General features: G+C 63.4%; 3 protein-coding genes and 1 pseudogene. All 4 read left to right on the top strand.

The features are described 5' to 3' along the window. Nucleotides 1-652: 3'-5' exonuclease (locus C484_RS00700; RefSeq protein WP_006824058.1), on the top strand; the 652-nt coding region annotated here is incomplete at its 5' end. Nucleotides 653-2657: 2005 nt separating this feature from the next. Next, complete coding sequence (locus C484_RS23320) at nucleotides 2658-2795, top strand: hypothetical protein (protein ID WP_160164212.1); 138 nt, start codon at nucleotides 2658-2660, stop codon at nucleotides 2793-2795. Nucleotides 2796-2947: 152 nt separating this feature from the next. Then, nucleotides 2948-3148, top strand: coding sequence for a hypothetical protein (locus C484_RS00680; RefSeq protein ID WP_006824054.1), 201 nt, complete (start codon nucleotides 2948-2950; stop codon nucleotides 3146-3148). 3 nt (nucleotides 3149-3151) lie between these two features. Next, nucleotides 3152-3657 (top strand): annotated as a pseudogene (locus C484_RS24525) (HGGxSTG domain-containing protein); the annotation flags it as partial.

Below are 3657 nucleotides of genomic sequence, written 5' to 3'. Positions count from 1 at the left end.
CTATCTGCTCACTCGGACGAACCGACAGACCGCGAAACTCGCCTGGGGGCTTCGCGACGCCGGGGTGCCGTATCTCGACCTGAAACCGAACGGGTCACTGCGACGCTGGCGGGATCCCATGCCGACGCTGCTGGCCGCGCTGCGCTCGTTTGATGCCGGCGAGGATATCCCCATCGGCGTGCTCGAGATCATGCTGCGCAACGTCACCAGGACGCCCGCGCGCGCCAGTTCAATCGACGCCGCCGAGGATGGTCAGCTTGTCGCCGCCGCGGACCTGAGCGGCCGCGGGACGTTCGACGCCGACACGTACCGCCAGTGGTTCCCCAACACCGACGGTGCCCGCGACCTCATCACCGAGTTCACCCTCGAGGACTGGCAGCGTGATCTCCTCCTCGGCGCAATCGAGAGCCGTGTCGAAAGTCACCCCGATGACGTCCGCATCGGAACCATCCACGCTTCGAAGGGGCTTGAATCGCCCTGTGTGTTGCTGTTCCCCCCCTACTCCCAACGCCAACTCGAGCGCTTCCAGGGCGACTACGAGGCCGAAGAGCGCCGACTCTACTACGTCGGTATGACTCGGTCGAGCGACGACGTCCGGATATGCCACGACTTCTACGCCGGAAAAGCAGAGTTCCCACCCCTGGCCCGGTAACCATCCCGGCCGGATTTTGCGTCCACCCCGGATGGATAGCGACGGAGCCGTTCTACTCTAAGGNATCGGTCGTTTGGCCACTTTTTCTTAGTAACGCGCGACCCCCCCTGGGGTGGGGGGAGAGAGCGATATCAGGGTGAAAGTGAAATACTCTGTCTCCCCACGGGAGGGGTGGGGTGGGGTGGTGGATAGGTGGCTGCCCCTTCCGTTTCGACGGTCGTTGTGGTGGCTGCGGCGTATCCGTCCGGGTGGATAGGTGGCGGATAGTGGTGGATAGTAGTCTNCCCCAACGGCGTCCCGATAACTTCTCGGCGCTCACCGCGCGTGGAGATCCCAGCCGCGGCCACGCACTCCGGGCTCGGTGGCGCACCCATGCAGTACGAGTTCGGCGGGGGGAATCGCGGTCGGGCGGAAGGTTTAAGCGGTTACGAATGTTAGAATGGTGCAACCACACGTCACCACAGCGCCAGCGTGGCGTGCCTTCTGCTCCCGGCGTGGGTAACGCCGGCGCACGATTAGTCCTATGTCCACCACAGCACCCCAGAGCGACGTCGAGAGTATCGAGTACACCTGCGGCCACTGCGGCGGGGCACACNCCCCAGCCGAGACGGTCGCCGGGTCGTTCTGCTCGACGGGCTGCCATCGGGGCCACCAGCGGGCGAAGCGAGCCGGCGAGTTCTTCCGCGAACTCGAGCAGGACCATCGCTTCTGTGCGACCTGCGGGCGGCAACTCAAGACGACCAACAAGCCACCGCGGCAGGTGGTGATCCCGCCGTCGCTCCATGATGCGGACTGGGGCAACGCGTCGGACGTCCTGGTCGGCTACCAGTACCGCACACCACACGCAGAGACGGGCGAGATCTCGCTGGACGTCGACGACGATGCGGACCGGCCGATCGTTGAGGACGGCGTCGCGAAGGGGACCGTGTGCTGCTGCGGCAACACGGATCACCGACACGAGGAGCCGGCGATCCGAGAGCGCTTCCCGTTCACGACGGCCTACTGGCTGCTCGTCGCGGCACGCACGCTGCGCGCGGAGGACAAACACGACATCGACTTCGACCAGGGCCAGTTGCTCGACGCTGTCCTCGATGGCGACACGATTCGCGAAGCGGCTACCGAGGCGGTGGNCCAGAAGACGTCGAGGAGGCCCGCGAACGGCTCCTCGAGGACGAGCGCCCGAAGCATGGTAGCGACGAGTACTCGGCGGGCTGGGACGACGCGTTGATCGCGCTGGACCTGGCGCTGACGAGTCCGGACGAGTTCAGCGAGGATCCGTACGGGTACACGGACTGATTTTTCATGAGAGGGCCGACGCTCGAGCAGTGCCCGGCCTGCGGGGGGCTATACTCGCGGGGCGATCGGCGTTGCGACTGCGCCCTCGACGGGCAATAGCGGTTTCCAGTACAACAATGACTCAGACAGAGACTATCATCGGCTACGGAGCGGNGGCGAGAGGGGAGCGTGAGTTCGATCCGATGCATTTCGGGACGACACTCATGCTCGGGCTCATTGCGGGATCGTTTGTGGCCGCACAGGGAGACGAGTTCGATGTCGGGACGTTTGAGGCAACGATGGCGGCGCTCATTCCCATCGCAGACCAGGGGGTCAATGGGATCGTCGACACCCGACTCCGCGGAGATGATCCGAATGCGCTGTAACGGAGGGCAAGATGCACCATGAGCTTCGACCACTCACGTCGCTCGCCGAAGCGTTCGCGGTCGTGGNATCATGTCGACGGGATCGTCGACGACTATCAACGGGCGATCGCAACAGGCGACGGTGAGCCGAGGATGCTGAAGGCACTGACAATCCTCCGCAGCATCCTGGTCATCGCCGCCATATCGGCCATTTCGGCGTATGCACTTTCCCTTGGTGCAGACCCGACTCTTGTGGCTGTGCTCGCACTGCCATCGATTGCAGTCTACGGCGGGGCCGAAGCAGCCGATTACGCGGCGCTCCTCCAGGCGTATCGTGAGGTCAAGGCCGGGAGCGGAGACTGACTATGCCAGGAAAGAATCTCACGTTTGAGAACGGCGACGTGGTCGATGCGTGCGATCACGACGTCATCGACCGCCCAGGCGCGAACCCGTTCTGCCGGAAGTGCGGCGAAGTGAATCCGGAGGATCCAGATGACAGCTAACCCCTTTATCGAACTGTATCAGGACCCGGTTGGCGTCCTGGTGGCGCTCGGGTATGCGCTCTTGCTGGCCACGCTGCTGATATGGACGCTGGCAATCTGCTGGCGCAACGCAGTCACTCTGTACGTCCGTTGNGGCGCTCGGGTATGCGCTCTTGCTGGCCACGCTGCTGATATGGACGCTGGCAATCTGCTGGCGCAACGCAGTCACTCTGTACGTCCGTTGGGATCGCCAGCGGCCGGCCCAGTGGGAGTATGTCCCGCCGCTCGAGTTCATCTTGCGCGCCTCGGCGATTCCGTTCATTCTGATGATCGACGCGTGGGCGCTTGCGGCACTCATCTGGCTGGTGTTTTAGACCATGACGAACCCTGAACCCGAACCTGGAAAGTGCAATGCGCAGACTCGCGACGACGGTTACTGTGCGAATTATCCGGTCCAAGGACGTGAACGCTGCCGGATGCACGGCGGGAACGCGCCCCGAGGGCGTGACCATCCGGATTTCAAACACGGGCTGTTCTCGGATTACCTAAGCGAGGAGGACCGCGAAGTCATCGAGCTCCTGGAGGAGTACGAGGACGCTGAGAAACTCGACGAGATCATCAACTGGCGACTCGCCCGACTCCGTCGCGCTGTCAAGGCCCTCAGTGGGGAACAGGAGCGCGACTTCTGGGATGCGTTCAACGAGATCGTCTCGGAGACGGACGAGATCACAGCCGAGGAAATTGGTGAACTCGCGAAGATGCTCGACCGGGGCAACCGGGCCGTCCAGGACGAAATCGACGTCGTCCGGAAACTCATCAAGGACCGTAACAAGATCGCCGAGGGCGAGGACATCAACATGGGCTGGCGGGAGATGCTTGCTGG

Source organism: Natrialba taiwanensis DSM 12281 (assembly GCF_000337595.1).
Taxonomy (GTDB): Archaea; Halobacteriota; Halobacteria; order Halobacteriales; family Natrialbaceae; genus Natrialba; species Natrialba taiwanensis.
The sequence above is the reverse complement of the archived record's forward strand: the minus strand, read 5'-3'. Positions and strand labels throughout refer to the sequence as shown.

Coding starts and splice junctions, on each gene's coding strand:
- C484_RS23320 (WP_160164212.1), top strand. CDS start 2,658: ATGCCAGGAAAGAATCTCACGTTTGAGAACGGCGACGTGGTCGATGCG.